Source organism: Variovorax boronicumulans (assembly GCF_040544675.1).
Taxonomy (GTDB): Bacteria; Pseudomonadota; Gammaproteobacteria; order Burkholderiales; family Burkholderiaceae_C; genus Variovorax; species Variovorax boronicumulans_D.
Window position 1 is genome coordinate 42486 of record NZ_JBEPKK010000020.1, and the last position, 25835, is coordinate 68320.

General features: G+C 66.6%; 25 protein-coding genes. 11 read left to right on the top strand and 14 right to left on the bottom strand.

Translation table 11 applies throughout. The features are described from left to right. Positions 1-19 precede the first annotated feature (19 nt). Positions 20-1345 (bottom strand): DotU family type IV/VI secretion system protein, encoded by a 1326-nt coding sequence (locus ABIC90_RS25200; RefSeq protein ID WP_354359087.1) that lies wholly within the window; start codon positions 1343-1345, stop codon positions 20-22. 246 nt (positions 1346-1591) lie between these two features. Between ABIC90_RS25200 and ABIC90_RS25205 the strand changes: the two genes are divergently transcribed. After that, the gene (locus ABIC90_RS25205) at positions 1592-2284 is read left to right on the top strand and encodes a response regulator transcription factor (RefSeq protein ID WP_354359088.1); all 693 of its coding nucleotides are present in this window, start codon (positions 1592-1594) and stop codon (positions 2282-2284) included. A 319-nt stretch (positions 2285-2603) separates the two neighbouring features. Here the strand turns inward: ABIC90_RS25205 and ABIC90_RS25210 are convergent, their stop codons facing one another. From ABIC90_RS25210 to ABIC90_RS25240, 7 genes are read right to left on the bottom strand one after another with little or no spacing between them, the layout of a single operon-like run. Then, positions 2604-3917 carry an MSMEG_0569 family flavin-dependent oxidoreductase gene (locus tag ABIC90_RS25210; protein WP_354359090.1) on the bottom strand — a complete coding sequence of 438 codons (1314 nt, stop codon included), beginning with the start codon at positions 3915-3917 and terminating at the stop codon, positions 2604-2606. A gap of 38 nt (positions 3918-3955) precedes the next feature. Then, positions 3956-4240 (bottom strand): MSMEG_0570 family nitrogen starvation response protein, encoded by a 285-nt coding sequence (locus ABIC90_RS25215; RefSeq protein WP_354359092.1) that lies wholly within the window; start codon positions 4238-4240, stop codon positions 3956-3958. After that, positions 4231-5232 (bottom strand): sll0787 family AIR synthase-like protein, encoded by a 1002-nt coding sequence (locus ABIC90_RS25220; protein ID WP_354359094.1) that lies wholly within the window; start codon positions 5230-5232, stop codon positions 4231-4233. Before ABIC90_RS25220 ends, ABIC90_RS25215 begins: the two co-directional genes overlap by 10 nt. Beyond that, a complete protein-coding gene (locus ABIC90_RS25225; RefSeq protein WP_354359096.1) occupies positions 5232-5789 on the bottom strand; it encodes an MSMEG_0567/Sll0786 family nitrogen starvation N-acetyltransferase in 558 nt (185 codons plus the stop codon). The genes ABIC90_RS25220 and ABIC90_RS25225 overlap by 1 nt, the downstream gene beginning before the upstream one ends. Positions 5790-5791: 2 nt before the next feature. Further along, positions 5792-6874, bottom strand: coding sequence for an MSMEG_0568 family radical SAM protein (locus ABIC90_RS25230; protein ID WP_354359148.1), 1083 nt, complete (start codon positions 6872-6874; stop codon positions 5792-5794). Next, entirely contained in the window at positions 6837-7895 is a 1059-nt protein-coding gene (locus tag ABIC90_RS25235) for a Nit6803 family nitrilase (RefSeq protein WP_354359098.1), read from the bottom strand. The genes ABIC90_RS25230 and ABIC90_RS25235 overlap by 38 nt, the downstream gene beginning before the upstream one ends. A 15-nt stretch (positions 7896-7910) precedes the next feature. Then, on the bottom strand, positions 7911-8393 hold the full coding sequence (locus tag ABIC90_RS25240; protein WP_354359100.1) for an MSMEG_0572/Sll0783 family nitrogen starvation response protein: 483 nt from the start codon (positions 8391-8393) through the stop codon (positions 7911-7913). A gap of 345 nt (positions 8394-8738) precedes the next feature. Between ABIC90_RS25240 and ABIC90_RS25245 the strand changes: the two genes are divergently transcribed. After that, the gene (locus tag ABIC90_RS25245; protein ID WP_354359102.1) at positions 8739-10142 is read left to right on the top strand and encodes a PLP-dependent aminotransferase family protein; all 1404 of its coding nucleotides are present in this window, start codon (positions 8739-8741) and stop codon (positions 10140-10142) included. On the opposite strand, the gene ABIC90_RS25250 is transcribed toward ABIC90_RS25245, so the two are convergent. Then, complete coding sequence (locus ABIC90_RS25250; RefSeq protein WP_354359104.1) at positions 10117-11385, bottom strand: NUDIX domain-containing protein; 1269 nt, start codon at positions 11383-11385, stop codon at positions 10117-10119. The genes ABIC90_RS25245 and ABIC90_RS25250 overlap by 26 nt on opposite strands. Before the next feature lie 143 nt (positions 11386-11528). Further along, complete coding sequence (locus tag ABIC90_RS25255) at positions 11529-12386, bottom strand: LuxR C-terminal-related transcriptional regulator (protein WP_354359106.1); 858 nt, start codon at positions 12384-12386, stop codon at positions 11529-11531. 97 nt (positions 12387-12483) lie between these two features. Here ABIC90_RS25255 and ABIC90_RS25260 point away from each other — a divergent pair, with 97 nt between their 5' ends. Together ABIC90_RS25260 and ABIC90_RS25265 are read left to right on the top strand one after the other, a co-directional pair. Then, positions 12484-13923 carry an aldehyde dehydrogenase family protein gene (locus tag ABIC90_RS25260; protein ID WP_354359108.1) on the top strand — a complete coding sequence of 480 codons (1440 nt, stop codon included), beginning with the start codon at positions 12484-12486 and terminating at the stop codon, positions 13921-13923. 165 nt (positions 13924-14088) lie between these two features. Next, positions 14089-15057 (top strand): helix-turn-helix domain-containing protein, encoded by a 969-nt coding sequence (locus tag ABIC90_RS25265; RefSeq protein ID WP_354359110.1) that lies wholly within the window; start codon positions 14089-14091, stop codon positions 15055-15057. A 64-nt stretch (positions 15058-15121) separates the two neighbouring features. Here the strand turns inward: ABIC90_RS25265 and ABIC90_RS25270 are convergent, their stop codons facing one another. Further along, on the bottom strand, positions 15122-15490 hold the full coding sequence (locus tag ABIC90_RS25270) for a cupin domain-containing protein (protein WP_354359112.1): 369 nt from the start codon (positions 15488-15490) through the stop codon (positions 15122-15124). A gap of 40 nt (positions 15491-15530) precedes the next feature. Further along, positions 15531-16820 carry an NAD(P)/FAD-dependent oxidoreductase gene (locus ABIC90_RS25275; protein WP_354359114.1) on the bottom strand — a complete coding sequence of 430 codons (1290 nt, stop codon included), beginning with the start codon at positions 16818-16820 and terminating at the stop codon, positions 15531-15533. 304 nt (positions 16821-17124) lie between these two features. Here ABIC90_RS25275 and ABIC90_RS25280 point away from each other — a divergent pair, with 304 nt between their 5' ends. Both ABIC90_RS25280 and ABIC90_RS25285 read left to right on the top strand, forming a co-directional pair. Further along, positions 17125-17949, top strand: a complete 825-nt coding sequence (locus ABIC90_RS25280; protein ID WP_354359116.1) for a TorF family putative porin — start codon at positions 17125-17127, stop codon at positions 17947-17949. Positions 17950-17980: 31 nt separating this feature from the next. Beyond that, a complete protein-coding gene (locus tag ABIC90_RS25285; RefSeq protein ID WP_354359118.1) occupies positions 17981-19417 on the top strand; it encodes an APC family permease in 1437 nt (478 codons plus the stop codon). A gap of 33 nt (positions 19418-19450) precedes the next feature. Here the strand turns inward: ABIC90_RS25285 and ABIC90_RS25290 are convergent, their stop codons facing one another. Next, positions 19451-20239, bottom strand: a complete 789-nt coding sequence (locus tag ABIC90_RS25290; RefSeq protein WP_354359120.1) for an IclR family transcriptional regulator — start codon at positions 20237-20239, stop codon at positions 19451-19453. A 218-nt stretch (positions 20240-20457) separates the two neighbouring features. Between ABIC90_RS25290 and ABIC90_RS25295 the strand changes: the two genes are divergently transcribed. From ABIC90_RS25295 to ABIC90_RS25315, 5 genes are read left to right on the top strand one after another with little or no spacing between them, the layout of a single operon-like run. Beyond that, on the top strand, positions 20458-21417 hold the full coding sequence (locus ABIC90_RS25295) for an MBL fold metallo-hydrolase (RefSeq protein ID WP_354359122.1): 960 nt from the start codon (positions 20458-20460) through the stop codon (positions 21415-21417). 51 nt (positions 21418-21468) lie between these two features. Continuing rightward, entirely contained in the window at positions 21469-23139 is a 1671-nt protein-coding gene (locus ABIC90_RS25300) for an FAD-dependent oxidoreductase (RefSeq protein WP_354359123.1), read from the top strand. An 11-nt stretch (positions 23140-23150) separates the two neighbouring features. Next, a complete protein-coding gene (locus tag ABIC90_RS25305) occupies positions 23151-23357 on the top strand; it encodes a DUF2783 domain-containing protein (RefSeq protein ID WP_354359124.1) in 207 nt (68 codons plus the stop codon). Positions 23358-23391: 34 nt separating this feature from the next. Further along, positions 23392-24351 carry a Bug family tripartite tricarboxylate transporter substrate binding protein gene (locus ABIC90_RS25310; RefSeq protein WP_354359126.1) on the top strand — a complete coding sequence of 320 codons (960 nt, stop codon included), beginning with the start codon at positions 23392-23394 and terminating at the stop codon, positions 24349-24351. A gap of 58 nt (positions 24352-24409) precedes the next feature. Beyond that, on the top strand, positions 24410-25111 hold the full coding sequence (locus ABIC90_RS25315) for a phosphoglycolate phosphatase (RefSeq protein WP_354359128.1): 702 nt from the start codon (positions 24410-24412) through the stop codon (positions 25109-25111). Positions 25112-25129: 18 nt separating this feature from the next. Here ABIC90_RS25315 and ABIC90_RS25320 read toward each other — a convergent pair whose 3' ends face one another. Then, complete coding sequence (locus ABIC90_RS25320; RefSeq protein WP_354359130.1) at positions 25130-25732, bottom strand: chalcone isomerase family protein; 603 nt, start codon at positions 25730-25732, stop codon at positions 25130-25132. Between the last annotated feature and the right edge of the window lie 103 nt (positions 25733-25835).

A 25835-nucleotide genomic window follows, 5' to 3' on the forward strand; every position in this document is an offset into this window, starting at 1 on the left:
AAGCGGGCGCGGCCGGCGTTCAGCGCGCGACGGTTTCCAGGAACACGAAATCGGCGATCAGCCGTTCGCTGTTCTTGCTGGCCGCCAGCACCTCTCGCAGCCGCAGCAGATAGGCGGAGGCCAGCTCGAAGGGCGGCCGGTCGGAGGTTTCGGTGAACGGCACCGGCGCCGACAGCACGGTGATCAGCACGCTGCCGAACGGCGGGCTCACCAGCCAGCTGGAGGGAATGTCGCGGCCCAGTTCCAGCGTTTGGCCGGCCTGCAGCCGCAGCGGCGCCTGTCCCGCATTGAGGTGCATCACCGAGCCGTCGACGGTGTAGTAGTCGACCCAGATGTAGCTGTCGTGACGCGGTGCCACCACCTGCACGCGCACGTTGTCGCCCTCGCGCAGCTGGCGGTTGCGCGCCGAGGGTGCGTTCACATCCAGCCCGTGCTTCTTCTCCTGGTTGCGCGCCTGGTAGGGCTTGAGGATGGCGAACACCTCGCAGTGCGGCCAGACGCGCAGGCCGATGTCGAAGCGCGGCGACACCACGCCGGGCAGGGCCGACACCTCGCGCTCCACGCGGGGCAGGTCGCCGGGCAGCGAGACGAAGCCCGTGACCTGCGTTCGCCCTTCCTTGTCGACGAGGACCGTGAGGTCGGCGCAGGCAAAGCTCTGCAGGTGCTGGTCGATGCGCTGGGTCACCGCGGTCCGGGCCGTCGGCGGCCCCGCGGTCCACAGCCACAGCAGGTAGAGCAGGGGCAGCAGCAGCGCGAGCGAGGCGCTTGCGCGCAGCAGCGCGCGGTCGCGGCGGCGGGTGTCGTTGGGGCCGCGCGGATCGGCCACGCCGTAGGGCTGGGGCGTGATGTGCTCCTGCGCGAGGCTGCCGAGCACCAGCGGTTGCAGCCGCAGTTGCCGCCCGTGCAGGTCCTTGAGCTTGCCCAGCTCGCCGTGGTCGCCGTCCTCGAAGTAGTACTGGCCCTTGAAGCCGTGCGCCAGCGCATGCCAGTAGACCTCGCGCACCTCGTCGTCCTGAGGGGTCAGCGCCGAGAGGTGATGAAAGAACTCGCTGTGCGCGTTGTTGGAGTTGAAGAGCTGCGCCTGCAGCGGCGCGGCGCCGTCGGCCGCGCCGGGGTGGCGGGCCAGGATTTCGTCGATCCAGGCGACCATCGCGAAGGCGGCGGATTCGACCTGTACCGCGGGTGTTCCTGAGGCATCGGCCCTGGCGCGGGCCGCATCGAGCAACTGCCGCGCCTGCTGCTGCGCGGCGTCGTGGGGCAGCGCGGGACGGCCGGCCGCAAGCGAGGCATCCAGGGAGAGGCCGAACGAGATGAATGCGGAAAAACAGTCGAACAGGCGGGCCATGAAAAGTGCTGTGCCCGCTCAGTCGTGCATGGCGAAGGATGCGTTGCACCGGCGTCTGCAGCGATGGCACATGCCCATGTCCCCGGTTCCTTCGAGTAGGCGGCCATTCTTCCAAAGGGCTTGCGAAGCGCGCCATATCGCTTGGGGTCTATGCCGTTGGTAGGGGCTGTCAGCCTTGCTGTGCGGGGCAATCGCCGGTATCTTCGGACACCGTTGACTCAACGCATGCTGGACCACAGACACGCCATGAAAATTCTGATCGCCGACGACCACCGGCTCGTCATCGAAGCGGTCAAAGCCAAGTTGTCGGAGCTGGAGCCCGGCATCGAATTCGTGCTGGCGATGAGCGTCGACGAATTGCTTGCAGGTGCGAACGACGACCTCGACCTGGCACTGATCGACCTGAACATGCCCGGCGCGGACGGCCAGGCCCACATCGACGAGATCCGGCGCCGCCATCCGGCCCTGCCGGTGATCGTGCTGTCGGGCTACGAAGACCCGGCCATCATGCGCAGCGCGCTGGAGCGCGGCGTGCTGGGTTTCATTCCAAAAGCTTACTCACCGGAAGTCATGCTCTCGGCGGTGCGCCTGGTGCTGGCCGGCGGGGTGTATGTGCCGCCGATGATGATCACGGCGCTGCCGCCGGGCATCGTGGCCGGGGTGCCGGTGCAGGCGGGTGCGGCCGATGCGCCCACGCGGGGCGGCGGCGGTGGCAACCAGACGCTGGAGCACCTGCGCAGCGTGCTCACCGAGCGGCAGGTCGAGGTGCTGCAGCTGCTGTCGCAGGGCAAGCCCAACAAGCTGATCGGCCGCAGCCTGGGCATCAGCGAGGGCACCGTGAAGATCCACCTGGCTGCGATCTTTCGTGCCTTGAATGTGCGCAACCGCACCGAGGCGGTTGTCGCGGCGCAGGCGTTGACCGAGGCGCAGCAAGCCTGAGGGTTGCCCGCGGTCTGTGGGCCGTGTCGTGTAGCTTCGATTCGATTCAGGGCGGGTGCACAGGACATCGGGTACTCCCCTCCGCGAATGTCCCCCGCCTTCGGCTCCTCCTTTATTTCGCTGCGGGGAGCACCCGATGCCCTGTGCACTTGGGCACGCTGCTGGTGATCGTGCGATCAACCACTGCGGCTTACAACGCTCACGCTGATGGGGTGCCTTGCGCAGCGAAATCAAGGGGGAGGCCGCAGGCCGGAGGACATTCGCGGAGCAAGGTACCCCGTCGGCGTGAGCGTCGCCCCGAACTGAACAGCGAGGCCACTCAAGCAGCACGCAGCGCGAGAGGCGGCGGTGCCTCCATGGCGCCTTCGCGCAGCCCAGACTTCTTCTGCCCGATCGCTTCGGCAAGAAACTCCGCGTCGCGTGCCACGCCCGAGAAGCGTCCCGAGCCCCAGGTGTGCAGCCACGGCAGGCCGAGGAAATACAGGCCCGGCTCGTTGGTCACGCCGCGCCTGTGCACCGGCGCGCCGCGGCCGTTGAAGACCGGCGCGTCGACCCATGCGAAGTCGGGCGAGAAGCCGATGCACCAGATCACGCTGGTGATGCCGGCGGCTGCAAGGTCCAGGCGCGTGCGTTCTTCGGCCGGCTCCCACACCGGCGTGTAGACCGAGGGCGGCGGCGCCTCGATGCCCTGCGCGGCGATGAACTTGTCGATGGATGCGTTGATGCGGTTGTAGGTGTCGTCGGCGCTGTCCAGGTGCTCGCGCAGGTTGGGCTGCAGCTCGAAGCTGCCGTCGTCGAAACCGCTGAGCAGGCCGTAGAGCGCCATGCCTTCTTTGGCGAAGCGGCGCAGGTCGATGTCGCGCCCGCCGTCGCGGCCGGTCACGTAGTGGTTGGTGTTGTCGCGCACGCCTTCGCGCAGCGGATGCTCAGTGACGGGCATGTCGTAGTACTTCATGTCGGCGAGCCAGTCCACCACTTCGCGGCCGCGGTAGAAGCGCGCGCAGCGCGGCGCGTTGCCGGTGGCCAGGTGCACCTTGCGGCCCGCCAGGTGCAGGTCTTCGGCGATCTGCGCGCCCGACTGGCCGCAGCCCACGACCAGCACCGCGCCCTCGGGCAGTTGCGCAGGGTTGCGGTACTGCGCGGAGTGGTACTGCGCGACCGTGGCCGGAAGCTTCTCGGCCAGGCGCGGCACGATGGGGCGGTGGTAGCCGCCCGAGGCGACCACCACCTGATCGGCGGTGTAGAGGCCGGTGTCGGTCTGCACCATGAAGCGGTCGCGTTCGCCCGTGCCCTGCACGCGCGACACCCGCTCGACGGTGACGCCTTCGATGGCCGGGGCCTTCACATGCGCGACGAAGCCCGCGAGCCAGTCGTTGATCTGGTCCTTGACCATGAAGCCGTGCGGATCGCTGCCGATGTAGCCCCAGCCCGGCAGCTGGCACTGCCAGTTGGGCGTGACCAGGCAGAACGAATCCCAGCGCTGCGTGCGCCAGGTGTGCACGAGGCTGCGCTTCTCGATCACGAGGTGGTCGATGCCGCGCTGCTGCAGGCAGTGGCTCAGCGAGAGGCCGGCCTGGCCGCCGCCGACGATGACGACGCTGTAGTGGCTGCGTCCGCCGTAGGGATAGGACATGGGGTGCTTTCTCAGGATGAAGGTGTGAAGCGAGGTGTTCAGTCGAGGGCGAGCACGGTGACTTCCGCGTCGGCCTTGTCTGCGAAACCGGCGGCGATGTGCTCGATCTCCGCGAGCTGGTCCATCGCCTGCGAACACGCGAAGCCGTACTTGGCGCGCACGCGCTCGGAGGCGGCGCCCAATGCGCCACGGGCGCGCTGAAGGAAGTCTTGGAGCGCATAGCGTTCGCCGGGCGCGAGGAAGTCCCGCACTACGGACGAGGGCGAATAGCAGCGCGTTTCGCTGGCGTCGGGCCAGCGCACGTGGAAGTGCATCACGGGCATGCGAGCGCCTCCTGCGGTGGCTGGATGAATGCGTCGCTGCCGAAGTCCCACAGAAGGGCTTCGTCGCCGCCCGCCTGCAGCCGCACCTGTCGCGTCGCATCGACCTCGCCGACGACCGCGCAGGCGATGTCGCGCGCGGCGAAGCGACCCAGGACCGACGCGACCTGCGAAGGCGGCACGCTCAGCACGAAGCCGTAGCTCGGAAAGGACGAGAGCCAGCGCAGCAGCGGCACGCCTTCGGGCCTGGGCAGTGCGTCCAGGTCGATGCGCGCGCCCACGCCCGAGCACTCCAGCAGCATCATGGCCGTGCCCACGGCGCCGGCCATGCTGATGTCCTTGCCCGCGCGGCACACGCCATCTTCGGCCAGCGAGGGCAGCACTTCGAGGTCTGCGCGCAGGCGCGCGGCGGGTGCGGTGGTCGAGGCGTTCCAGTACGGAAAGGGCTCCTGGTAGGCGCCGCGAAGGTCGGCCGCCATCACCAGCAGGTCGCCGGGCTTCGCATCGAAGCTGGTGAGCAGCTTGCGCGCATGGCCGAGGATGGCGACCGCGAGCTGCGGACGTTCGCTGCGGTTGTTGCTGTGCCCGCCGACGATGGGTACGCCATAGCGCACGGCCGCCTCTGCGAGCCCGCGCAGCACGTCGTCCGCCGGGTTCATGCCGGTACTCCAGAGCGCATCGACCACGGCCGTCGGCCGCCCGCCCATGGCGTAGATGTCGCTCACATTCACCATCACACCGCAGTAGCCCGCGAACCAGGGCATGCGCACGATGAAGTCTTCGACCAGCCCCTCGATGGCGAACAGCAGGTACCCGCCGTGGCCGTCGGGAATCGCGGCGCAGTCGTCGCCGATGGGGACGGCCTGCGCGAGCGCGGCATGGCCGCCGGGCAGCGAACGGCCGAGGGCCGAGACCACATCGCTGATGTCGCGCTTGTGGGCGAACCCGCGCGTGGCGCGCAGGGCTTCGGCGATTTCGTGGACGTCGGTCGTCATCACAGCACCTTGGCGCGCGTGACGAATCCGCTCACCGGGTCGTTGCAGGGCGGGTACCAGGCCAGGTCGGCCTGCATGCGCGCATGCGACCGGCCGTGCACGGTGGTTTCTTCGAGCAGTTGCCAGCCCAGCTTGCGGAACAGCGGCAGGTTCTGCATCTGCACCTGCGCGAAGAAGGCGGTGCAGCCGAGCGCATTGGCGCGCGACACGGCCAGCCGGATCAGCGTCACACCCAGGTGGCCCTGGCTGCGGAACGCGGGATGCACCGCAAGGCGCGATCCCCACCATTCGCCTGCGGCCTCACCGCGATGGATGCGCACCGTGCCCACCACCTGCTCGGGCATGCCGCCGTTGCACGACATGGCCACCAGCAGTTGCGAGCGGTCGTCGGTCGCATCGCGGTCGTCGCGCGCGAAGATGCCCTGCTCGATGCAGAACACCGCGCGGCGCAGCGCCATTGCCTCGTCGCGCTCCCACTGCTGTGCGGCCTCGCGCACCAGGTATTCGACGGGCGCGTAGTGGGTGCCCAGCTCGCTCAGGTCGTCGATGCACAGCATGGTCAGCTCTCGCTTTCTTTTTCGTAGATGGAGAGCGACGAGCAGGCGCCGCACTTGCCGCAGCCGGCCTTGATGTCGGCCGAGCGCAGGCCCGCAGCCACCACGCGCTCGCCCAGCGGCGCGAGCAGCGACTTCATGAACTCGGGCGAGGGCGCGGGATGGTCTTCGAGCGGCGTGCCGCTGATCGGCACGAAGGGCACGACGAAGGGGTACACGCCGCGCGCGAGCAACTGGTCGCAGATGTCGAGAATCGCCTCGCGCGTGTCGCCGAGGCCGGCCAGGATGTAGGTGCTGACCTGTCCGCGCCCGAACACGCCCACCGCGGCTTCGAAGGCGCTCATGTAGCGCGAGACCGGCACGCTCGCCTTGCCCGGCATGATGCGTTCGCGCACCTCGGGCGTAACCACTTCGAGGTGCATGCCCAGCGTGTCGATGCCCGCGGCCTTCATGCGGTGGAACCATTGGTCGTCGTCGGGCGGCTCGCACTGGCCCTGGATCGGGATGTCGACCGCCGCCTTGATCGCGAACGCGCTCTCGCAGAGGACGGCAGCGCCGCGGTCGGTGGCATTGGGCGTACCGGTGGTCATGACCATGTGCTTCACGCCATCGAGCAGCACAGCGGCGCGCGCCACTTCGGCGAGTTGCTCGGGCGTCTTGCGCGCGATGGTGCGGCCGGCCGCGAGCGACTGGCCGATCGCGCAGAACTTGCAGCTCTTCCTGCGGCTCTCGTAGCGGATGCAGGTCTGCAGCACTGTGGTGGCGAGCACGTCGCTGCCGTGCAGCGTGGCAATGTGCGAGTAGGGCACGCCGTCGAAGGTCTGCATCGCGTAGAAGCGCGGCTGCTTCGGAAAGCTGATGCGCGCGATGGGGATGCTGCCGCGCATCACGCGGCTCATGCCATGCGCATCGGGCGCCTCGGCGGTGAAGGGCGAATGCCAGGCGGTGGAGGTGTGGACCGGCACCATGATCGTGTGGCCGTCCACCGTCACCGCCTTGTGGTCCGACGGCCCCGCGCCGCCGCGGCGGCTGGCGACGCCCGCCGAAGGATCAACCAGCCGCAACCCGAAGGACTGGAGCTCGGTCATCAGCTGCCGGCTGTCTTGCTGCTGCTGCGTCGTCGTGGTGGTCATGGTCGGGGCTCCGTGGGGCAAGGGATTGGGGTTGCGTGAGGTGCATCGGCACGGTCGTCTGCGCCGGCCGGTCGTTGATGGCGAGCGACAGCAGCTCGGGCCGCGCGTAGTGGCCGACCGAATCCATCATTCGCTTGCGCTTGGCGATCAGCGCCATGTCCAGGTCGGCAATCACCATGCCTTCGCCCTCGGTGAGCGGCGGCGCGAGGTGCTTGCCTTCGGGTGAGACGATGGCGGTGTGGCAGCCGCCGCGCAGCGCCTTCTGCAGTTGCGCGTCGGGCGTGACCGAGCGGATCTGCTCGTCGGTGAGCCAGCCCGTGGCGTTGACCACGAAGCAGCCCGATTCGAGCGCGTGGTGGCGGATGGTCACTTCCATCTGCTCCGCGAAGATCGGCCCGACCAGCGAGCCGGGGAACTGCGCGCAGTGGATCTCTTCGTGCTGCGCCATCAGTGCATAGCGCGCGAGCGGGTTGTAGTGCTCCCAGCAGGCGAGGGCGCCGACGCGGCCGACGGCGGTGTCCACCACCTTCAGGCCCGCGCCGTCGCCCATGCCCCAGACCATGCGCTCGTGATAAGTGGGCGTGATCTTGCGGCGCTTGAGCGCGAGCGTGCCGTCGGCATCGAACACCAGCTGCGTGTTGTAGAGGCTGCCGTGGTCGCGCTCGTTCACGCCGAGCACCACCACCATGCCGCGCGCGCGGGCCCGCTCGGCCACCGCCTGCGTGACGGGGCCGGGCACGACGACTGCGCGCTCCACCAGCTGCAGGTGCGGCGCGCCCTGCAGCACCGGCGGCAGCACGAAGCTGAAGTAGGGGTAGTAGGGCACGAAGGTCTCGGGGAATACCGCGATCTGCGCGCCCTTGGAAGCGGCCTCGTCGATGGCGCTGCACACCCGGTCGAGCGTGCCGTCGGGGCGCTCGAAGTCGGGCGCGATCTGGATCGCCGCGGCACGCACGATGCGGGGTGTGGAAGCCATCGCTCGGGTCCTGCCTTACAGGGTCCAGGTGTCCAGGATCACTGCGCCTGCCTTCTTGTGCAGCAGCACCAGGTCCAGCACGTCCAGCGGGTTGATCGGCGTGATGCCTTCGATCAGCGCGCCTTCGCCGTGGCCGTACAGCGCCTGCAAGGCGAAGCGGCAGGCGTAGACCTTGCCGCCTTCTTCCATGAACTTGGTGATCTGCTTGTTGAAGTTCTGGTGGCCCGGAAAGGCCTCGTCGCCCAGCGTGGGAAAGCCCCGCTGCACGCCCAGCGTCACGCCGGGGCCGTAGAGCAGCACCGAGGTTTCGTAGCCTTTGCGGCGCAGGCGAGTGGCCTGCAGCAGGTTCACGAAGCCGATGGAGCCTTCGAAGGCCACGGTGTGGAAGGTGACGAGCGCCTTCTCGCCGGGATCGGCCTTGACGTCTTCGAACACCTTCTCTTCGTAGTCGACGAGGAACTCGCCTTTCTCGTTGCGGGGGCGGGTGACTTTGGGCATGGGGGGTTCCGGTTGGGTGGTTGGACACGCAGGTCTTGCGTGCCTTCTCCTTCGCAGGCGATGTGCCAGCGTTCGGCCGGGTGCGTGCGATCAACGCGCGATCAATGCGCAGCAGCGCGGGCCGCGTGCGGATAAAAATTTTTCGGATGGCCGAAAAGGCGGGCGCACGGGTGGTCCGGCGAATGGTTTTTGCACCGCGACGACGCACGCGCCATGCGATCAATGCACCCGATCAATGGGGTTGATCGCACCTGATCGAAGCACCAGGCCCCTCTGGAGCGGGCGTGATTCATGCATGTTGATCGGTGGCCCGATGCAATCAATGGATGCAATCAACTCCACACGATGACCACCATCACCGCCCACTGGCGCAGGCAACTTCGAAACAGCGACCGGCCCGCCTACCTGCTGCTGGCCGAACTGATCGCCGACGACATCAAGACCGGCCGCCTGGGCGTGCGCGACCGGCTGCCCACGCTGCGCGAGCTCGCGGCCGACCTGGAGCTCAACTACACGACGGTGGCGCGCGGCTATGCCGAGGCGCGCAAACGCGGGCTGATCGACTCGCGCGCGGGCACCGGCACCTTCATCCGCTCGGGCAGCCCCAGTCTTCGCCTGCGCGGCGGCAGCGGCGCCGAGATGACCATGAACATGCCGCCCGAACCCGACGACGAACACCTGATGGCGCGGCTGCACGAGAGCGCGAGCCGGGCCTTTGCCGAGATCGACTTTCACGACCTGCTGCGCTATCAGGATTTCGGCGGCACCGCGCACGACCGCGAGGTGGCGATGCAGTGGCTGCGCCCCTTCGTGCTGCACGCCAGCGTGGACCGCATCCTGGTGTGCCCCGGCATCCACGGCGTGCTCACGGCGCTGTTCTCGCAGCTCGCGCGGCCGGGCGAGCTGATCTGCGTGGAGTCGCTCACCTACCCGGGTGTGAAGGCCATCGCGGCGCAGCTGGGGGTGCAGCTGCATGCGCTGCAGCTGGACGACGACGGCCCCATCGCCGATGCCTTCGAGCACGCCTGCAAGACGCTCAAGCCCAAGGCGCTGTACTGCAACCCCACGCTGCTGAACCCGACCGCCGGCACCGTGTCGCGCGCACGGCGCGAGGCGCTCGCCGACGTGGCGCTGCGCTATGCCATTCCGATCATCGAGGACGACGCCTACGGCATGCTGCCGCGCCAGACGCCGGCCACCATCGCGACGCTCGCGCCCGCGCTGACCTACTACGTGAGCGGGTTCTCCAAATGCTTCGGCGCGGGGCTGCGCAGCGCGTATGTGTGCTCACCGACAGTGGTGCAGTCGCAGCGCCTGGCCGGCGCGATGCGCGCCACCACCGTGATGGCCTCGCCGATCACCAATGCGCTCACGACGCTGTGGGTGGAAGACGGAACCACCGAGGCGATGCTGCAGGCGGTGCGCGCGGAGTCGGCGGCGCGGCAACTGCTGGCCACGCGCTACCTCGGTGACAGCGGGCTGCAGGCGCATCCCGAGGGCTTTCACGCCTGGCTGCCGCTGCCGCCGGGATGGAGCCCGGTCGAGTTTGCGTCGTACCTGCGCACGCAGAACGTGGGCGTGGTGGCGAGCGCTGCGTTTTCGACCGATGGCGATCCGCCCGATGCGGTGCGCATCTGCCTGGGCGGGCCGATGTCGCGGGAGCAGTGCGATCAGGCGCTGCGGCTCATCGCCGATACGCTGGCGCATCCGCTGCATCCGCACGCTACCTTGCGGGCGGGCGCTGGATGAAGCCTTGTGACGGAGCGATCCATTCGATGGGGTGATCGGCGCCGGCGATCGTTGCTGTGCCGCTTTCCGTGAAGAGCATGCGCTCTTCGACCAGCAGGAAGCACGGCGTGCCGTCGTCGCCGGTCACTGCCTTGAGGGTGGCGCCGCCGAGGTCCAGCGTACCGGCGGGCCATTCCGGAGGCATGGTTGGTTGCGTGCCCGGTTGCGTGGAGACGGTCCAGCGCACCGGGCCTGGCGCGGCGGCGCGAAGGGCGTCGTCCAGCGGCCGGGGGCCGATCAACACCCAGCCTTCGGTGCCGCCGACAAGGTAGCTGTTCGAGCCCGCTTCTTCCGGGGCCGCGCTCACCAGGCGCAGCACCCTGCCGGACAGCCGCGTGACCCCGCCCGCTTCGAGCGCGTAGCGGGCATCGCCTCGACCTTCGGGGTCCAGGTGGCCGATCTCGTCGTACGCCGGCTCTTCGATGTTCACCGCGCGGCGGCCGTCGGGGCCGTCGGCCAGTCGGGGCATGTTCAGCGGAATCTCGCGCAGCTGCCGCGCATGCGCCATGAATTCGTCGGCACGCGCGAACACGTCCAACTGCTGCAGCACGCGCCGCGTGACGTTCATCAGCTTGAGGCCGCGGGCCGGGTCCAGCGCATCCGCCGGCCGGAGCCACATGTGCGCGACGGTCTCGCGCCCGTCGGGGTGCACCTCTTGTCCCGCTGGCATCAGCGCGACGAAGAAGCGCGTGTCGAAGCGGCGCGGCATGCCCGGCGGGGTGAGCCAGTGGCCGAAGTAGACGACGCGGTCGCCGGCCAGGCGCCAGCCGCGCGCCTCGCACAGGGTGAGCAGCGCGTCGGTGCCCTGTTCGGCGGCATCGCGCATGGCGGCGAGGTCGGCGGGGGGAAGATCGACGAGCCGCACGGGGTGGTCCTGGGCGTCGTTCGCAAAGAGCAGGCCCGCCTCCTCGAAGCACTCGCGGATGGCGGCCGCGTAGAAGTCCAGGCCGCCTTCGGACACCGCGATGCGCGCGCTCGCCGCGGCATCGTCCAGGCCCACGCACAGCGCATGCAGGCGACGGTCGTGCGCATCCACCACGCCGCCAGGGAAGACGCTGGCACCGCTGTTCTGGTCGTCGGCTTTCTCGGCGCGGCGCAGCATCAGCGCTTCAAGGCCCTCGCTGCCGTCGCGCAGCACGACCAGCGTGGCGGCGGTGCGGACGGGGCGGGGCCTGGGGGCAGGGGCGGGCGTCGTGGCGTTCATGCGGCGCTATTGTCCTTGCGCGCGAGGCGGGATGCGCGGCCTGCGGTATCGATCCCGCTCTACCTCAACCCAGGCCCCCTGCCTTGAACGCCCTTCGCACAGACCACTCCCTGAGAAGAACCGATAGGGTTTGCAACAAGAATTCAGTTGCTTTCCTCAAGGCCTCGCAGTGTTGATCTTCCTCCCGGCACGGCCAGCATGCTTGCCAGCTTCGCGGTCGAAGACACGTTCAGCTTCGCACGGATACTGCGCAATTGGTGGTCGACAGTGGACTGGGATCGCCCCAGCCGACGCGCCATCTCCTTGTAGCTCAGTCCCAAGGTCACCAGCTGGGCCACGCGCCACTCGGCCGGGGTCAGCACTTCGCCGGCAGGCTGCAGTTGCGTCTGCGATATCTGCAGCTCGCGATGCTCCTGCAGGTCCAAGGCAGCCGACAGCACCGGGACGATGACCCGCTCCACCGTCGCCTGGAACAACGCAATGTGCTCGCTGCCGATGGCGTGCGGCAAGCCCAGCCAATCCGCGCATACCAGCCCGAAAGTGCCGCGCTCACTCACCAGGGGCATGGCGAGCTTGCTGCACGTTCCCTTGCTGCGAACGATGCTGCGCAGTCGCTCGCCCAGCGCGACCGACTGCTCCACCGATGGGATCCACACGGGTCCTTTGCTGGACAGCGCTGTCCGGATACCGGGCCACGCGACCGCAAGCGGCGTGCCCAGCATCGACGGCACATCCCGATCCTGGCGCAGTGATTCCGCACTGGCTTGGTACAGCAGCGCCGAAGGCTGGCACTCCCCGCCGTCCACACGGTCCGCGCCCATCTTCCGGCGCAGCCATTCCAATGCGATATGCCAGCATGCTTGGCGGTCGTCCAGATACAGCAGCAAGTGTGCGGCGAGGTCTCGCTCATCGACGTTTGCGTGCAAAGCCGGCGGGCGATCGAGCAAGCGCCGGCGCAATTGGCGTTGGGCATCCAGAATCGATGTGCTGCTATCGGTCATGGTTCATCTGCACAGGGTTTTCCCTTTCGCGAGGTTTCGCGATTCGCGGCGCGAGGCATCTGCCTAGCATTGAACCCATGCATGCTAGGAAATCCACATGACCCCGCAATTCAATTTTCTGATCGGCGGGCGTGCCGTCGGTGATGCCCGCGAATGCTTTGCCGTCATCAACCCTTCCACCGGAGAGCTCCTGGGCGAGGTGGCCAAGGCGAGCCCGGCCGACGTGGCAGAGGCCGTGCGCGTGGCGCAGCAAGCCCAACCCGGCTGGGCCGCTCGGAGCGACCAGGAGCGCGCTGAGACCATCCGCCTGCTCGCGGCCACATTGCGCGACAACGCCGAGCAACTGGCCGCTTGGGTCGCGCGTGAGCAAGGCAAGCCTCTGGGCGGACTCGGCCCAGAGACCGTGCCCGGCGCTCGCTTCGAGCTTTCGGCCTGCCAGGCCTGGTGCGAAGTCAACGCCTCGCTGTCCGTGCCACACGAGGTGGTATTCGAGGATCAGACGCGCCGCGACGAAGTGATGCGCGAGCCTTACGGCGTGATCGCGGCCATCGCCCCGTGGAACTGGCCCTTGATGATCGCCATCTGGCAGATCGTTCCCGCGCTGCGCATGGGCAATGCCGTGGTGCTCAAGCCGTCGGAGTACACCTCCATCGCCACGCTGGAAATGGTTCGCATCCTGGCGCAGGTCCTGCCCCCGGGCGTGCTGAATGTGGTCACCGGTGCCGGCGACGTGGGGGCCGCGCTGGTTCAGGATCCGCGCATCGGCAAGATCCTGTTCACCGGATCCACGGCCACGGGGTCCCGTATCGCCGCCATCGCAGCGCAGCGGATTGTGCCCACGACGCTGGAACTCGGTGGCAACGACGCTGCGGTAGTGCTGCCGGACGCCGACCCTCAGGCCATCGCCATGGGGCTCTTCTGGGGCGCCTTCATCAACATGGGGCAGACCTGCGCCTGCATCAAACGCCTGTATGTGCATGACAGCATCCACGATGCAGTGGTCTCCGAGTTGAGCGACCTGGTGCGAGCCATGCCGGTTGGCGACCCGCTGGCCGAAGGTACGGTCATGGGACCGATCCAGAACCGCATGCAGTTCGACAAGGTCACGCGGCTGGTGCGCGACACCGTCCAGCAAGGCCGTGGCCGCGTCGTCTGCGGTGGCGAGCCGCTCCCAGGTCCGGGCTACTTTTTTCCCCTTACCCTCATCACAGGTGTGCGCGACGGCGATGCCATCGTGGACGAGGAACAGTTCGGGCCCGTGCTGCCCATCATCCGCTACGACAAGGTGGAAGAGGCAATCGCCAGTGCGAACCGTCTCGATCTGGGACTGGGAGCCTCCGTCTGGGGACAGGACCCGGTCCAGACCCGGCAGGTCGCCAGCCAGCTTCAAGCTGGCACCGTCTGGGTGAACCAGCACGGTGCAGTTCACCCCATGGTGCCCTTTGGTGGCACCAAGCGTTCCGGCTGGGGCGTGGAGTTCGGCGTGGATGGCCTCAAGTCGGTCTCGACCCAGCGGGTGATCAGCATCAGGAAGTGAAGGTGTCCAGGGTGAGCCCCGGCCTTCGCATTTCAGCGACCGGGTCACGCCTCGAGCAGCCATCCTCCGTGCTTTCACGGATGGCTTTCTGGCACGCCCATTGCTAAACCTGCGCCCAGGCAGCACCTCGCCGCCGCCGCTGACCACTCCCTGGACGACCACCCGATGACCCCCGCTCCACCCTGCGCCATCGCCGAGGCCCGGTACAGCATCCGGCAGTCGTCCGGCATCCAGGAGGCGTCCGACCACACGAGGCTGCTCGACGGCTGGGGGCTGACCTACGAGCAGCTCTCGCGCGGGCGCTTCCACGGCAGTCTCAACGAAGCGTGGATCGACGGCGTCCACCTCTACCAGGAGACGCTGGCCCAGTCTGTTTTTCAGATGGGCGCCATGCGCCAGGGATGCATCAGCCTGGGGGTGTTCGCATCGCTCTCCGGCGAAGCCCGCTGGTTCGGAAAGCCCGTCACCATCGACGACGTGATTCTTCTGGACAGCGGTGGCGAGCTGCTGCTGTCCACGCCCAAGGAGAGCACCCTGCTGGTGCTGTGCCTGCCGCACCCCCGGTTCACCGACTCGGCGGAGCGCCGCGAGCTTCACCATTTCGTGCACCACCCCGAACTGGCCCAGCTGCTGCGGCGGCAGATTCGTCAGGCCCTGGGCCAACTGCTGACCCAGCCCCTGCGTTTCAGCCGCGAAAGCGCGCGCCGCCTGTTTTGTGCCGACATGCAGAACCTGGCCGACGACTGCCTGCGTGTTGCACGCGGCGAACCGCTGGAGACCAGCCGCGGCCGCGCCATCCAGGTGGTCCACCGTGCGATGGACTACATGCACGAGCGGCGCGGCGAGATGGTCTCCATCGACAGCCTGTGCGATGCCACGTACACCTCGCGGCGCAACCTGCAGAAATACTTTGTCAAGGTGACGGGCGAAAGCCCCGCCCAGTTCCTGAAAGCCCAGCGGCTCAACGGTGTGCGGCGCGACATCCTCAATGCGCCGGTCGGCCGCATGATCGGCGACATCGCCATCGACTGGGGTTTCTGGCATGTCTCGCAGTTTTCGGTCGACTACAAGCGGCTGTTCGGCGAGTCGCCATCGGACACCGTGCAGTACGCGCGGTACCGCAAGCTGGCCTGACGCCTCTGGTCTGCGCTGCCTCGGAAAGGGCTTCCGTCCCCGAAGTCCGGAATGTCCTCTGGCGTCAATCCACGACGGCGAAGAAGTGCTTGATGAACACGCCGCCGCTCACGTCCCAAAGCACCTCGGTGCCCTTGGTGACGAACCAGCTGTCGCCCACGCCGTAGTGGGCGGCGATGCCGGTCTTCACGTCGGTCAGCGTCACGCTGCCCTGCACCACCACCGCCTGTTCGTTGAACGGGTAGGTCATGCGAAAGCGCCCGGGCGTCACGGCAAAGTAGCCGGCCGAGACGGGGTCCGTCGGGCCGCCGAACGTACTCTGGGCGTAAGCCATGCATTCACCCGACAGGATCTCGGACCCCAACTGGGTCACGGGGCCGATGGCGTGCATTTCGTCGATGGAGCGGGGAGGGGCAATGGAGATCAGGCTCATGGTGTCGGTCCTTGAAGTTTGGGAACGGTCGGGAATGGAATCAGCGCCGCCCGTTGGCGAAGCCGGAGGCCTGGTGCCAGATCTTTCCGGCACTGACGATCAGCGGGCGGATCTGGTCTTTTCCGATCAGCGTGGAACGGCGAATGGCGCTGATCAGGTCGTAGCGCGGCGAGCCCTCGGTCATGCCCTCCGCCAGGATCTTGCAGATGACGTGGCTGGGCGTCACACCGAAGCCGGTGTAGCCCTGCACGAAGTACACGTTGCCATGACCCGGCAGTGATCCGATCTGCGGAAACAGGTTGGGACTGCAGGCCATGGGTCCGCCCCAGGCCAGGTCGATCTTCACGTCCTGGAGGTAGGGAAACACCTTGAGCATGAGCGCGCGGTTCCAGGCCTTGAGGTCGCTCGGGATGTGCTCGATGTAGGGCGTGGCCGAACCGAACAGCAGCCTGTTCTCGCGTGTGACGCGAAAGTAGTCGATGACCGGCCGGATGTCGCTGTAGGCGCCGCGGATCGGGCTGATCTGTTCGATCAGCGCATCGGACAGCGGCTCCGTCACGCACTGGAAGGCATGGGTGTTGATGGTCGAGCGATGCAGTTCGGGCTCCAGCCCGTTGAGAAAGCTGTCGCAGGCCCAGAGCAGTTTGCGTGCGGTGACCGAACCCTTGGGGGTGCGCACCTTGATCGTCTCGCCATAGGTCACCTCGACCGCGGGGGAGAACTCGAAGATGCGAGCGCCATGTCCGACCAGTGCCTGCGCCTCTCCCAGCAGCAGGTTCAGCGAGTGGACATGGCCGCCCCCCATGTGCAGCAGGGCGCTGCTGTAGACCTCCGAGCCGATGATCTCGCGCACCTCGGAACCTTCCAGGTAACGAATCTCGTGCGGCGGGTTGAGCGACCTGAACTCGCGCTCCCATTGGCGCAGCGTGGCGGCCTGGCGTCCGTTGTAGCCCAGGTAGCCGTAGCCGCGGCAAAAGTCGGCGTCAATGTCGTAGCGGTCCACGCGGGCCTGGATGATCTCCGCGCCGAGGTCGCTGATCTCGAAGATGGCGCGCAGACCATCCTCACCCACGTCCTTGCGGATCTTGCTCAGGTCGTGTCCGATGCCAGCCATGATCTGGCCGCCATTGCGGCCCGTACCGCCGAATCCGAGGTATTTGGCTTCCAGGACGGCAACGTTCCGGATGCCTTTTTCGGCGAGCTCCAGCGCGGTGTTGACACCGCTGAAGCCACCGCCGATGACCACGACATCGACGTCGATGTCCTGCTCCAGGCTGGGGAAGCTGAGCTCGTACTTTTTCGTCGCGGTGTAGTAGGTCGCGGCTTCCATGTGAATCATTTGAATGCCATGCACGTCTCCGTGCATCTCCGATCTCTTCAGGGGTGTGTTCAGGCAGCAGTGACGCGAGCCGCCCGCGCTGCACCAGGGTGACTGCAGTGTCCGGCGCACTTGCATCCTGGCGTTATCGAGATTCGGCACAGTTGATGTGAAGCGCTGTCCGCGGGTCCAGATGTGCCGAATCTCGATAACGCCCTCCGTGGGTCTGTTCGGATACTGCGAACCTTCCACGTCACTGGCACGACCAGCTTCCCAGGCGGACCGCAGCCGTGCCTCACCACTCCGGAGAGCTCCCATGAAAGCCACGATCACCGCCATGACCGCACTTGCTGCATTGAGCACGTCTGCCATGGCCGCAGAGGAAGCACCCGCTGCACCGCCATTTCGCATCTCGGGTACCGCGACCTTGGCCTCGGACTACTTGTTCAAGGGCATGACGCAGACCTGGAGCAAGCCCGCCGCGCAAGGCAGCATCGACCTGAACACGGACATGGGCTTCAGCGCCAGCATCTGGGCATCCAACGTGAGTTCCAAGGTCTATGCCGGGGCCAGCACGGAGATCGATCTTTCGGTGGGCTACAAGAAGGCCCTGAGCGACGACTGGACCGTCGGCACCGGGCTGCTGTGGGTTTACTACCCCAGCGGAAACTACAACAAGGTTCGATACACAAGCCTGCCCTCCCAGCGCTACGACTTCGCGGAGGCCAACCTGTTCGTCGCCTACAAATGGGTCAGCCTCAAGTACTCGCGCACGCTCACGGACCTGCTCGGATTCAACGAGAAGACGGGCTACACCGGCGGCACGCGGGGCTCCAGCTACATCGACCTGAGCGCCGATATTCCGGTGTCCGACAACTACGTACTGAACCTGCATGCGGGCCATCAGAACGTGACCGCCAAGCTCGTGACGCCCACCGCCAACGGGTCGCGCAATCCCAACTTTCAGGACTACCGCATCGGCGTGACCCGCAACTTCCCCGAAGGGCTGTCGGTATCACTGGGCGTTGCATGGAACAGCAACACAGCGTTCTTCAACGACACGCCGTCCAACCGCGATTCGTCCGACACCAAGGACGTTGGCAAACGCCGCTTCTACCTGTCGGCCACCAAGGTGTTCTGAGGCGCTCCGCTCTCATCTCGAAGGACATTGCATGACCCCAACACAACTCAAGAAAGATACGCTGGGCCTGTGGTCCGTCGTGTTCTTCGTCGTGGCAGCCGCGTCGCCGATCACGGGCGTGATCGGCGCCATGCCCATCGCCTTCATGTCCGGCAACGGCGCGGGCCTGCCCGGCGTCTATGTTCTTGCGGGCCTGCTGCTGTGGATCTTCTCGTTCGGCTTCGTCGCCATGAGCCGCCATGTGGTCAACGCAGGCGCTTTCTATTCGTATGTGGCGGTTGGTTTGGGCCCCCGGCTGGGCATGGCGGGGCTCAACGTCGCCCTGCTGACCTACACCGCCATCCAGATCTCGGTGATCGCCATGTTCGGCTTCTTCTTGCAGATGTTCCTCGCCGACAACTTCGGTGTGAGCATTCCCTGGTGGGCCTGCAGCATCGCGATGCAGTTCCTCGTGCTGCTGCTGGGGATCCTGAAAGTGGAGCTCGGCGGCATGGTGCTCGGCCTGCTGATGCTGGCGGAGGTGGGCATCATCCTCGCGGTCGATGCGGGCGTTCTGATGCATCACGCAAGCGCCGGCAATGCATGGACGTGGAGCTCCTTCGAGCCCTCGGTAGCGTTGAGCGGGGCGGTCGGCATTGCCATGGTGTTCGCCATCAGCTCCTTCATCGGCTTCGAGGCCACGGCGATCTACTCGGAAGAGTGTCGCGATCCCAAGCGAACGATTCCGCGGGCCACCTTCGTTTCGGTGACGCTGATCACATTGTTCTTCGGCCTCACCAGTTGGTGTTTCGTGCAGTTCCATGGCGCGGACGGTGTGGCGGCCGCAGCGGCCAAGGACCCCGGTAACTTCGTGTTCAACATCGCCTCGCAGGCCCTGGGACCCAAGGCCTTGCTGTTGATGTCGGTGCTGCTGATCACCAGCCTTTTTGCTGCCGCCCAGGCGTTTCACAACACGATGTCGCGCTACATGTTTGCGATCAGCCGCGACGGCTTTCTCATGAAGTCGTTTTCCAAGGTGCACCCGACCTACCGCACCCCCTACGTGGCCAGCATCGCGCAGGCCTTCGGGATGGTGTGCATCGTCGCCATCGTGGCGCTGCTGCGGCAAGACCCGATGGCCGTGGTCTTCTCCTGGTGCTCGGCGCTGGCGACCATGGGCATCCTGCTGCTGCAAGCGACCGTGTCGGTGGCGGTGGCGGCCTTCTTCAGGCGCAACCCTCGCGCGGATGCATCGGTCTGGAGCCGGCTGATCGCCCCGGTCATCGCCGCAGTGGGCATGTGCGCGGCGCTGACCATGGTGGTCAAGAACCTCAACGTCCTGAGCGGATCCGAATCGTCCGCCATCTACGCGCTGCCCTGGGTCTTGGCTGCCGCAGCGGGATGGGGCTGGCTTTACGCGATCCGCCTGGCCCGGACGCAGCCGTCCCGCTTCGCCCGTCTTCAGGGCGTCTTCGACCACACGGCATGAGGCGGCAGCGACGCACCCATGCGGCCTTACGGTTCAGGCATTTCGCCATCCAAGACGGCTGGATGCTTCTGCTGCCGCATTGCGAACGGCTGTCGCGGCGCTGGAGTTCCAATCCGACGAAAAGCTGTCCTGATGGCCAAGCGCCGTAATCACGACAACGGGTTCGCCGTCGTGATCGAGCGCAGGGGCGCTGAAAGCGTTGATGCCGGGAATCGGCTTTCCTTCGGCACGTGTGACGCCATGGTCGCGAAACTCCGCCACAGCCTCCAGGAGTTCGCTGGCCTTCGGCTTCAGCAGCGGCGCCTTCCGGTCTTCCGAGTCTCCGAGCGCGACCGCCATGGCCTTCTCGATGCGCTCGGCGGGCAGCACGGCTGCAAAGGCGCGGCCGGTGGCTGTGCCGAGTATCGACATCACGGTTCCAGCGCGCATGGACACGTGCAGCGGTTCGCGCGCCTCGATCATTCGAATGATCGTCGGCCCGAAGTTGCCCCAGATAGCCACAGCAACCGCATGCCCGGTCGACGCCGCAAGCTGCTGGGCGATCGGCAACGCGACCCGGACAGGGTCGAGCTGGTGCAGGCATGTCAGTCCCAACCGCAAGGCGGCCGGCCCGAGCGCATAGCGACCGGTTTCGGACTCCTGCTCGATCAATCCGAGCTTGCCGAAGCTCACCAGATACGGGTGCGCGCGTGAAGCGGAAAGTCCGGATCGGCTCGACAGGTCTCTGAGCGTCAAGGGCGTCGGGCTGTCGGCCAAGGCAAGCAGCAATCGCCCTCCCACCTCGATCGCCTGGACGGCCCGCTGCGCCTTGTCTTCCTTCACGGCTTCTCCGGGGTGGCTGTCTCGCATATCGCCTTTCAAGTTGTCGCGAGTCTAGTTCGCGCGGGACAAAGAGATTTGCCATATGCAAACCGCTCGGCGCGGTTGGCCTAGGGAAAACACTTAATTCTTTCTATGCGAATTGATTTGCCATAGACAAATTCCAGACGCACACTGCAAACACATTTGTTTTAGACAAATAACATTCCCCGGAACCACGCATGAACACCCCCAAGAAATTCGCTTCCCAAGCCGACCTCGAAGAGAAGACGGTGAGCTTCACCCAGCTGTCGGACCACGCCTGGGCATACACCGCCGAGGGCGACCCGAACACCGGCATCATCGTGGGAGACGACGCCGTGCTCGTGGCCGACACCCAGGCCACGCCGGCCATGGCGCAAGACGTGGTCAGGCGCATCCGCGAGGTGACCGACAAGCCGATCAAGTACGTCGTGCTGACCCACTATCACGCGGTGCGCGTGCTGGGCGCGAGCGGCTTCAATCCGCAGCAGATCATTTCGAGCCAGGACACCCGTGACTTGATCGTCGAGCGCGGAGAAGAGGACAAGGCCAGCGAAATCGGCCGCTTCCCGCGCCTGTTCCAGAACGTCGAGACCGTGCCCCCGGGCCTGACCTGGCCCACCATGACCTTCACCGGCAAGATGACGCTGTGGCTGGGCAAGCTCGAGGTGCAGCTGCTGCAGCTCGGCCGTGGCCACACCAAGGGCGACACCGTGGTCTGGCTGCCGCAGGATCGCGTACTGCTCAGCGGCGACCTGGTCGAGTTCGACGCCACGCCGTACGCCGGAGATGCCTATTTCAAGGATTGGCCAGAGACGCTCGAGAACGTGGCGGCCTTGAAGCCCGCCGCATTGGTTCCAGGCCGCGGCCCCGCTCTGCTGGGCGAGGAGCAGGTCGCAGCCGGCCTCAAGGCCACCGGCGGTTTCATTGCCGACGTGCGTGCCAGCGTCGAAGCCGGCGTGGCCGCCGGCAAGGACCTTCATGCGGTCTACCAGGACACCTTCGCCAGGCTCAAGCCCAAGTACGGCCACTGGGTCATCTTCGACCACTGCATGCCGTTCGACGTGACGCGTTGCTACGACGAGGTCACCCAGTACCCGGATCCGCGCATCTGGACGGCCGAGCGCGACATCGAGATGTGGAAGACGCTGGAAGGCTGAACGCCCGCAGCAATCAGCAGGCGCCCACCTCGCGCCGCAGGAGACAGAACCATGCAACTGAATGAACTTGCGCACCGCAAGGGGGAAGCCGTCGACTACCAGAAGCTGGTGTTCGACTACGTCCGCCATCCCGACCAGGACGCCGCGACGCCAGTGCGCCGCCCGGTGGTCGTCGTCGGCGCCGGCCCGGCGGGGCTGGCGTTGGCCATCGACCTGGCGCAGCGCGAGATTCCGGTGGTCCTTCTGGACAACGACAACACGCTGTCCACCGGCTCCCGTGCCATCTGCTTTGCGAAGCGCACGCTCGAGATTTTCGATCGGCTCGGATGTGGCGACCGGATGGTCGACAAGGGGGTGTCCTGGAATGTCGGCCGCGTGTTCTTCAAGAACGAGGAGATCTACAGCTTCGACCTGTTGCCCGAAACGGGGCATGCGCGCCCGGCATTCATCAACCTGCAGCAGTACTACGTGGAAGGTTACCTGGCCGAGCGCGCGTCCGAGCTGCCGCTGATCGATCTGCGCTGGAAGAACAAGGTCACGGGTGTCGCGCAGCATGCGGACCATGTCGAGCTGACCGTCGAGACCCCCGAGGGGCCGTACCGGCTCGAGGCCGACCATGTCGCGGCCTGCGACGGGAGCCGCTCGAGCATGCGCGGGCTGCTGGGGCTGGAAAGCAAGGGGCGCCAGTTCAAGGACCGCTTCCTGATTGCCGATGTGAAGATGAAGCTCGACCGGCCTGCCGAGCGCTGGTTCTGGTTCGATCCCGAATTCCATCGCAACCAGAGCGTGCTGCTGCACATGCAGCCCGACAATGTCTGGCGCATCGACTTCCAGCTCGGCTGGGACGCCGATCCCGAAGAAGAAAAGAAGCCCGAGAAGGTCATTCCCCGCGTCAAGGCGCTGCTGGGCGAAGACGCGCAGTTCGATCTCGAATGGGCGAGCGTCTACACCTTCTCGTGCCTGCGGATGGACCGGTTCCGGCATGGCCGCGTGTTCTTCGCCGGGGACTCGGCGCACGGCGTCTCCCCGTTCGGCGCCCGCGGCGCCAACTCGGGCGTGCAGGACGCGGAGAACCTGGCGTGGAAGCTTGCCGCGGTCCTGCGGCATCAGGCGCCGGACGCGCTGCTCGACAGCTACGGCCACGAACGCGAATACGCGGCCGACGAGAACATTCTCAACTCGACGCGCGCCACCGACTTCATCACGCCCAAGAGCGAGATCAGCAGGTTGTTCCGGGACGCGGTGCTGGACCTTGCAAAGTCCCACGCCTTTGCGCGCACCCTGGTCAACAGCGGCCGGTTGTCCGTGCCGGCCACGCTGCGCACCTCGGCCTTGAACACGCCGGACACCGATACCTTCGAAGGGGGCATGGTGCCGGGTGCCGTGGCGGCGGACGCGCCGGTGATCCGCGCCGATGGCAAGGCGGGCTGGCTGCTGCAGGAAGCAGCCGGCTCTGCATTCACGGCGGTGGTGTTCGGCGGCGGCGAGACGGCCGACCGCGCGGCGCGCGCCGTGGCCGAAGCCGGCGCCGCCGCCGGCGTGCCCGTCGCGACGGTACGCATCCCGATCGATGAAGCCCACGCGCTGGCGGCCCGACGCTACGACGCGCGAGCCGGCACGGTCTATCTGCTGCGCCCGGACCAACATCTGTGCGGACGCTGGCGCCAGGCCGACGCCGTCATCGTGCGTGCCGCGCTGCATCGCGCGCTTTGCAACGCCTGAAGGATTCCCGCATGTCTCAAGCCAACACTGCGCACCTGACGACCGCACCGAACCTCGAAGTGCCGGACGATTTCTACGAGGCGCTGATCGAAGCGCACCAGGGCCTCTCCACGGACGAAAGCCACGCCTTCAACGCGCGGTTGGTGCTTGTGCTGGCCAACCACATCGGATCGCTGCCCGTGCTGCGCGAGGCATTCGCCGCCGCAACACGCAGCTGAAGAAATTCCCATCACAACCACCGGAGACAAACCCATGATTCGCCTTTTCCTGACCGGCCTGGCACTGGCCGCAACCACCCATCTCGCCGTCGCGCAGGACAGCAGCAAACCCATCGAATGGGTGGTCGGCTACGCCGCGGGCGGCGGCTCCGACGCCGTTGCGCGCGCCACCGCCGAGGCGATGTCGAAGAACCTCGCCCGGCCCGTCGTCATTACCAACAAGCCTGGCGCGGCGACCAACATTGCCGCCGATTTTGTCGCCCGATCGAAGGACTACGGCAATGTGATGCTGACGGCCGACTTCGCCACGCTCGCAGCCAACCCGTTCCTGTTTTCCAAGCTCAGCTACAGCGCAGAGAAAGACCTCGCACCGGTCGGCATGCTGGCGCGCTTTCCGCTCGTTCTGGTGGTCGGTCCGCAGGTGCCGGCGAAGAACTTCAAGGAGTTCATCACCTGGGCCAAGGCGCAGCCCGGCGGTGTGAACTACGCTTCGGCCGGCGCCGGGAGTCCGCACCACCTGGCGACCGAACTGCTGCGCGAAAAAACCGGCATCGCGATGACGCACGTCGCCTACCGCGGCGCGGCGCCGGCGATGCAGGACATCCTCGGCGGCCAGGTGCCTTTCATGATGGTCGACACGGCCAGTGGCAATCAGTTCGTGTTGGCCGGCAAGGTCAAGGCCATTGGGGTCGCGAGCGCAAAGCGCATTGCGACACTGCCCGACGTGCCGACGCTGGCCGAACAGGGCTTGACCGATTTCGAGGCGTATGCGTGGCAGGGGCTTGCAGTGCCGAGCGGCACACCTGCTGAAACGGTGGCGAAGCTCAGCAAGGCGTTGGTCGATGCATTGAATTCGACGGCGGTGCAGGCCCGCTTCCTCGCCCTGGGCGTCGAAGGACTGCCGGGCACACCGAACGACATGGCGAAGTACGTGAAGGACGAGCGCGAGCGCTGGGGCCGTCTGATCAAGGCGAACAACATCAGGATCGATTGATATCCGAAGTTTTCCTCGTCTAGGATCTTCGAAATTTCTTGAACTCCATCTATTTGTTTTGAACTCCATTCGCTCCGACCAATCCCGCTTCGATGCCGCCATCGTCGACCTCGACGGCACCATGGTCGACACCCTCGGCGATTTCGCCGAGGCGCTGAACCGCATGCTGCGCGACCTTGGCTTGCCGCAGGTACCACCCGCCGCCATCGAGCGGATGGTGGGCAAGGGGTCGGAGCACCTGATCCATTCGGCGCTTGTGCACGTGATGACGCCTGCGGGCGCAGCCGATGCGGCAGGCGTCCAGGCAAGCGCACAGGCGCTGTTCGAGCGCGCCTGGGAGCGCTACCAGCACCACTATCTGGCCATCAACGGCCAGTACTCGGCGGTGTATCCCGGGGTGGTCGAAGGCCTCCAGGCGCTTAGGGCGCGGGGCCTGCGGCTGGCCTGCCTCACCAACAAGCCGACCTCCTTCGCCAAGCCGCTGCTGGCCGCAAAGGGGCTCGAAGGGTTCTTCGAACAGGTGTTCGGCGGCGATGCCTTCGAGCGCAAGAAGCCCGACCCGCTGCCGCTCCTGAAGACCTGCGAGGCGCTGGGCACTGCGCCGTCGCGCACGCTGATGGTCGGCGATTCAAGCAACGATGCGCGCGCGGCCCGTGCCGCGGGCTGCCCGGTGGTGCTGGTGACCTACGGCTACAACCACGGCGAGCCGGTGCGCGGCGTGGATGCCGACGGCTTCGTGGATTCGCTGGTCGACCTTTGATGATGAAGGCGCCGCCGGTCAGGGCTTGGCGCCGAGCAACGCTTCCTTGAGCTTCCAGTCGGCCGGGTTCGGGCCGAGCCAGATGCGCATCAGCGCGTTGAAGAAGGCCGGCTCCTTCACCGGATCGGGCTGCGGCACGCCGCGCACCGTGATCAGCGTGCCGGTGCCTTGCAGCCAGTCGATGGTGAAGGTGTCGCCGGTCTTCAGCTGCTTCTGGTCCGCGAACATCTGGCCCATGCGCAGCAGGCCGGGAATGAGGTTGACCATTTCGCTCTTGGGCGAGTTGTCTTCCACGCCCTTGGTGAAGAGCTTGCCGAGCTCGTTGGCGTCGATGTCGCGCAGCATCGTGATGGCCATGCGCTTGGGGCCGGGGGCGGCCAGCGCTTCTTCGGGCGTGGCGACCTTCTTGCCCACGTAGAAGCCGGCGGTATAGACCTTGAAGATGGCCTTGTAGCGAACGCCCGCGCCGTTGAGCTGCAGCGAGGTGCCGCGCAGGTCGAGCTGGTCTTCGAGCTTGACGCCGGCAACGTCCACTTGCGCGGCCGAGGCGCCGAGCGCAGTGGCCAGGCAGGCCAGCGCCGCGAGACGGGAGAACACGGTCGGGATCGAGAGTGCGGGCAAGGGAGTCTCCTGGTGTTCTGATGTTCTGGGTGTTTGCGAACGGTCGTGCGAATGTATCTTTTCGTGTTAACACAAGCCTCCGGGGGAACCCTCAAAACCGGCC

Bases quoted from the DNA above. Each gene is read 5' to 3' on its own strand.
- ABIC90_RS25200 (WP_354359087.1), bottom strand. From the start codon at position 1,345: ATGGCCCGCCTGTTCGACTGTTTTTCCGCATTCATCTCGTTCGGCCTC.
- ABIC90_RS25205 (WP_354359088.1), top strand. From the start codon at position 1,592: ATGAAAATTCTGATCGCCGACGACCACCGGCTCGTCATCGAAGCGGTC.
- ABIC90_RS25210 (WP_354359090.1), bottom strand. From the start codon at position 3,917: ATGTCCTATCCCTACGGCGGACGCAGCCACTACAGCGTCGTCATCGTC.
- ABIC90_RS25215 (WP_354359092.1), bottom strand. From the start codon at position 4,240: ATGCCCGTGATGCACTTCCACGTGCGCTGGCCCGACGCCAGCGAAACG.
- ABIC90_RS25220 (WP_354359094.1), bottom strand. From the start codon at position 5,232: ATGACGACCGACGTCCACGAAATCGCCGAAGCCCTGCGCGCCACGCGC.
- ABIC90_RS25225 (WP_354359096.1), bottom strand. From the start codon at position 5,789: ATGCTGTGCATCGACGACCTGAGCGAGCTGGGCACCCACTACGCGCCC.
- ABIC90_RS25230 (WP_354359148.1), bottom strand. From the start codon at position 6,874: ATGACCGAGCTCCAGTCCTTCGGGTTGCGGCTGGTTGATCCTTCGGCG.
- ABIC90_RS25235 (WP_354359098.1), bottom strand. From the start codon at position 7,895: ATGGCTTCCACACCCCGCATCGTGCGTGCCGCGGCGATCCAGATCGCG.
- ABIC90_RS25240 (WP_354359100.1), bottom strand. From the start codon at position 8,393: ATGCCCAAAGTCACCCGCCCCCGCAACGAGAAAGGCGAGTTCCTCGTC.
- ABIC90_RS25245 (WP_354359102.1), top strand. From the start codon at position 8,739: ATGACCACCATCACCGCCCACTGGCGCAGGCAACTTCGAAACAGCGAC.
- ABIC90_RS25250 (WP_354359104.1), bottom strand. From the start codon at position 11,385: ATGAACGCCACGACGCCCGCCCCTGCCCCCAGGCCCCGCCCCGTCCGC.
- ABIC90_RS25255 (WP_354359106.1), bottom strand. From the start codon at position 12,386: ATGACCGATAGCAGCACATCGATTCTGGATGCCCAACGCCAATTGCGC.
- ABIC90_RS25260 (WP_354359108.1), top strand. From the start codon at position 12,484: ATGACCCCGCAATTCAATTTTCTGATCGGCGGGCGTGCCGTCGGTGAT.
- ABIC90_RS25265 (WP_354359110.1), top strand. From the start codon at position 14,089: ATGACCCCCGCTCCACCCTGCGCCATCGCCGAGGCCCGGTACAGCATC.
- ABIC90_RS25270 (WP_354359112.1), bottom strand. From the start codon at position 15,490: ATGAGCCTGATCTCCATTGCCCCTCCCCGCTCCATCGACGAAATGCAC.
- ABIC90_RS25275 (WP_354359114.1), bottom strand. From the start codon at position 16,820: ATGGAAGCCGCGACCTACTACACCGCGACGAAAAAGTACGAGCTCAGC.
- ABIC90_RS25280 (WP_354359116.1), top strand. From the start codon at position 17,125: ATGAAAGCCACGATCACCGCCATGACCGCACTTGCTGCATTGAGCACG.
- ABIC90_RS25285 (WP_354359118.1), top strand. From the start codon at position 17,981: ATGACCCCAACACAACTCAAGAAAGATACGCTGGGCCTGTGGTCCGTC.
- ABIC90_RS25295 (WP_354359122.1), top strand. From the start codon at position 20,458: ATGAACACCCCCAAGAAATTCGCTTCCCAAGCCGACCTCGAAGAGAAG.
- ABIC90_RS25300 (WP_354359123.1), top strand. From the start codon at position 21,469: ATGCAACTGAATGAACTTGCGCACCGCAAGGGGGAAGCCGTCGACTAC.
- ABIC90_RS25305 (WP_354359124.1), top strand. From the start codon at position 23,151: ATGTCTCAAGCCAACACTGCGCACCTGACGACCGCACCGAACCTCGAA.
- ABIC90_RS25310 (WP_354359126.1), top strand. From the start codon at position 23,392: ATGATTCGCCTTTTCCTGACCGGCCTGGCACTGGCCGCAACCACCCAT.